2 protein-coding genes are annotated in these 4,213 nt (G+C 72.1%); both read right to left on the bottom strand.

Features of this window, described 5'->3' with window-relative positions; genetic code table 11:
* Positions 1-57: 57 nt before the first annotated feature.
* Positions 58-1,992, bottom strand: a complete 1,935-nt coding sequence (locus M3Q23_07565; GenBank protein MDP9341949.1) for a DoxX family membrane protein — start codon at positions 1,990-1,992, stop codon at positions 58-60.
* Entirely contained in the window at positions 1,989-3,986 is a 1,998-nt protein-coding gene (locus tag M3Q23_07560) for a metallophosphoesterase family protein (GenBank protein ID MDP9341948.1), read from the bottom strand. The genes M3Q23_07565 and M3Q23_07560 overlap by 4 nt, the downstream gene beginning before the upstream one ends.
* Positions 3,987-4,213: the final 227 nt, after the last annotated feature.

Raw genomic sequence — 4,213 nt, 5'->3', positions numbered from 1 at the left:
GCTTCAGGACGCCGGGCGACTCGACGCGACGCGATCAGGCGGCTGGGCTCGCCGCCGTCACGAACCGCGAGCGTCGACGACGTAGGCCTGGCGGACGCGCTGGGTGCCGCAGCCGCCGTCGCAGTCCAGGCTCCACGTGCTGGCGAACAGGACCCTCAGGCCGTCGGGGGAGGGGACGGCGTGTGGCTCGCACCGATAGCAGTTGGTCGTGTCGCTGTGGTGATGGGCCCATCGCTCGACCTTGCCGCTCCCGTCCAGGCTGACCGCCACGATCTCCTGGTCGAAGCGCCTCCCACCCTGGTCCTCGTAGTAGGTCACGTAGGCCCACCCCGGCCGACGCGTGTTCCGCGTGGAGACGTGGTACGGGTAGGCCTCGTTGGACGGATCGGTCAGCGAGGTGACCTTCCCGTCCCGGAGCCGGACCTTGACGACCCCGCCCATGGGCCGCCCGCCCACCTCCTTGCCGATCAGCCCGCAGTGCTCCTGTCCCACCAGCACGTCCTCGTTCCCGTCGAACGAATCCAGGGCGAGGTCCGGATGCCCGAGGTCGTAGACGAAGCCGTCCTCGGCGGTGCCGGCGCACCGGGGGCTCGAGGCCGGCATCGGACGGGGCGCCATGGCCAGGGTCCGGGCGTCGATGTCGAACACCCGCGGGTGGTCGCCGCGGTAGTGGACGACGGCGTAGGCGCCCGACGGCGAGATGGTGACGAAGTCCACCGGGAATCCGCCGTAGGTGATGTCCACCGCAGGCCCGGTCCGCGCCGCGGGGTAGGGGGCCAGGGGCGGCTGGGGGTCCATGTCCAGCACGAACATGTTCCGCTGGTTCCCCAGGACCACGAACCGGCCGTCCGGGGTGAGGTTGCCGTCGGTGAGCCCGAGGTCCTCCACGCTCTCGGGGAGGGTCCAGCTCCGAAGCTGGCGGCAGGCCGCCACGTCGAACCACTCCAGCGTGGTCCCGCCCGCGTTCACCCTCACCGTGGGGAGCCGGGGATGCCAGCGGTCGTCGACGACCTCGTAGTTGTCGCACTGGGCCAGACGGGGACGGTACGTGGAACCGTCCAGGTACAGGTCCGACGGCGACCCGCCGCCGTAGTTCTGGATCGCGATGAGGGTCATGTCGGCGTTCCAGGGCTGGTCGTCGCTGTAATGGTGGCGGGCGTCCGTGCCCCAGGTGCCCGGTGACCCGGCGGGGAAGGGTATGGCCGAGCCGGGGTCGCCCACGATCCGCGTGACCGTGGTGCCGAAGGGCGCCGGGCCGATCGCCGACAGGTAGCCGGGCCTGGCGACGTCCGGGGGAGACAGAACGGCCCTGCCGTCGGTGATCACGCCGCACGGGCAGGGCGCCGGCCTCGGCGTGACCCGGACCGTGGAAGCCCACGGCCGGAGGAGCTCGCGGCCCAGCAAGGTCCCGCCGATGCCGGCGATGGCCGCCCCGGAGGCCGCGTAGAGCAGGAAGCGCCGCCGGGTCAGGCCCTGCTCCTCGCCCAGGCGGGCCGGGGGCATTCGCATCCGCGTCGGACGGGCCACCCGCGCGGCCCAGCCGGCCGCCAGCACCACCACGGCCACCACGACCGGCAGGGGAAGCTGCGGGGCCGAATGGTGCGCCGCGCCGACCGTTCCCGCTACGGCGGTGGCCAGAAGGGCTGCCGTTCGGGCCAGGTGCAGCCGCGGGCTCGTGCCTCGTCCTCCGAAGCACCCGCAGGGGACGGCGACGGCCCGGCGAGTGACCATGACCATCCGGGCGGTAAACACCGCCAGCAGGGCCGCGCCGGCAATCATCCCGGCCCTCACCCAGGTTCCCGATCCGGCCACCAGGACCACGCTCAGGGCCGTCTCCACCGAGGCAACGGCGGCACCGGCGAGAGCCGGGCGCGGGACGCCGGACGTCCGCAGCGCCGTCACGACGGTTCGGGGCCGGGCGATCTTCGAGGCGGCGGCCAGGGCGAATGCCGCTCCGAGCGCCAGCCGGGCTCCGGCCAGGAACCAGGTCACACGTTCGTGGGGAGGGTGCACCGAAAGAGCAGGGGCTCGGCCCGCGACGAGCCAAGGCCCCGCCCTTCGGGCGCCGCATGGGGATCATGGAACGGCGTGGTCGACACGATGTGCGCCAGCCGCACCTGGAACCGCGGCCCCGCCGAGCGCCCCCGTCTGCGGGTCGAGTCGTCGGCCCTGACGCCGGGCGCCTTGATAACCACCGAGTCGAGCACGTCCCCGGCGTCGCAGGCCGTTTCGTCGAGGCTGGACGGCGGACCGCATACGGCCTGCACAACCAGGCTGGTCGCCGTGACGTCCACGCGGACGTGCTCGAGGTGGCTGACCCGGAAGGCCGTCCGCGGATCGACCGGCCCCCACTCGTTCTCGAGGCCGGCGCCGCCCCCCGACGCCGTGATGTGCGTGACGCCGTGGATCGGCTGGAACCGCTCGTAGTCGTGCGAGTGCCCGTTGAAGTTCAGGACGTACTTCGAGTAGGTATCGCCCAGCAGGTCCAGGATGTCCGCGAGCTCCGGCGTCCCGCCGTGCTCTCCGGAGGAATAGGCGGGGCGGTGCCCGTACGTCACGATGAAGTGGATGGCCGGGTTGGCCTGTGCGGCGGCCATGATCCCGCTGGCCCGTCCCGCCCAGTCCTGCCAAGCTCCCGGCCAGGGTTCCGGGTACGCGATGAACCGCACACCGCCGGAGTCGAACCAGCCCCAGTCCTGGCCGCAGCAGCCGGCCTGCGGGGCTCCTGGCGAGGTGTGCGGGTGCGGCAGCGAGAATCGCCCCTTGTAGTTGCGGAGGTCGTCCAGGGGAGTCTCCCATTCGTGGTTGCCCCACGCGGGCATGTAGGCGGCGCTCTGGCTCCACACCATGACATCGTCGAAGTGCTGGTCCACGGCTTCCTGCCCGTGGGAGTCGCCGTAGGTGAGGTCGCCCGGCACCAGCACGAAGGCCGGCCGGTCCGCCGCGATCTGCCCCTCGATGCCGGCCACCTGCGGGTACGTGCGCGAGTCGCCGACGTCCGCGGTGACGTCGAAGCGAAACGGCCCGGTCGGCGCGGTGGTGAAGGTGCGGTCGGGCGACCCTCCGATGGAGTAGTGGTAGGTCGTGCCGGGCTCGAGCTTCCCGATCCTGACCTGCCAGAACGGACCGGCGGAGGAGATGGGAAGGGGCCGGGGCTGAGAGGCCGTCACCGTCCGGCGGTAGCGGGCCGTCCTTCCCAGCCGGATGGACCCCACGTTCCCACGCCAGTCGAAGGTCACGGACCTCGGCCCGGTGAAGGTGTAGTGCACCTCGTCCACCAGGTTGGACCTCACCCCCCGGAGCGCGATCGCGGTCGCCACGTACGTGACCTGGACCGCGGCAGACTCCGTCGGTGTGTCCGTTCCGGCGAACTTCTCGACGACGCTCTGGCCGACGTCGGGGTTGTTCGCGCTGATGGTGGTGTGCTGGGCTCGCTGGACCCAGCCGTTCCCGGGCGCCTCGACGCCGAAGGGGCCGTCGGGGACGCCTCGGGACTGGAAGCCCACCACGACGATGTCGTTGGTGCCCACGCCGGTGAGCGGCGCCGACTGGAGCGCCGTGGTGTACGACGACTGTGTCACGATGTCGTGCGTCGAGAGCGGGTCCGAGGTGTCCACGCCCCGGTAGTCCAGCATCGTGGCCGCCGCCAGGACGGCCCGGGGAAACGTGACGGTGTAGTGCGGAGGCTCCGACGAGGCGACCCGGACGTAGCTGGAGCCCCGGAGCGAGCTCCCGGCGTCTCCCGAGTCCACCCGGTCCCAGCGAGCGAGGCCCCCGGCATCGACGACCTCGGAGCTGTCCAGGAACAGCACCAAGAGGTCTCCGTCCTTCGTCCCGGGGGGGACGCGGATCGAGAGCGCTCTGGCATGGTCGGTCCCGGTGTTCGCGGTGGCCACCCCGGCCAGCTCGGGCGGAGGGGAAGGGGCCCGGCGGGACTCTGCGCTCGCCGCCCGGACGCCCGGCAGGGCGGCCAGGACGAAGGCCATGAGCACCACGTATGCCCAGGCGGTCCTTCCTCCGACGGTCGGCGGACGGCGGTCGATGTGGCTGATGCGCAGGTGCGTTGCCTTTCCGTGCGTCCGGGCGTCCCGTGCGTGGAATACCTCACCCCCACCGAGCGGCACATCGCCAAGGCGCCGTAGGGCCGCTACGCCCGGTTCCGTACCGGCGATCGCAAGCCCGCCACGAATACGAGGAGGGGGCCAGACGGCCC

It is taken from the genome of Actinomycetota bacterium, assembly GCA_030774015.1.
In the GTDB taxonomy this organism is placed as follows: Bacteria; Actinomycetota; UBA4738; order UBA4738; family JACQTL01; genus JALYLZ01.
Note: the sequence above shows the minus strand (reverse complement) of the source record. Positions and strands in the feature narration are given on the sequence as shown.

Bases quoted from the DNA above. Each gene is read 5' to 3' on its own strand.
- M3Q23_07560 (MDP9341948.1), bottom strand. From the start codon at position 3,986: ATGGCCTTCGTCCTGGCCGCCCTGCCGGGCGTCCGGGCGGCGAGCGCA.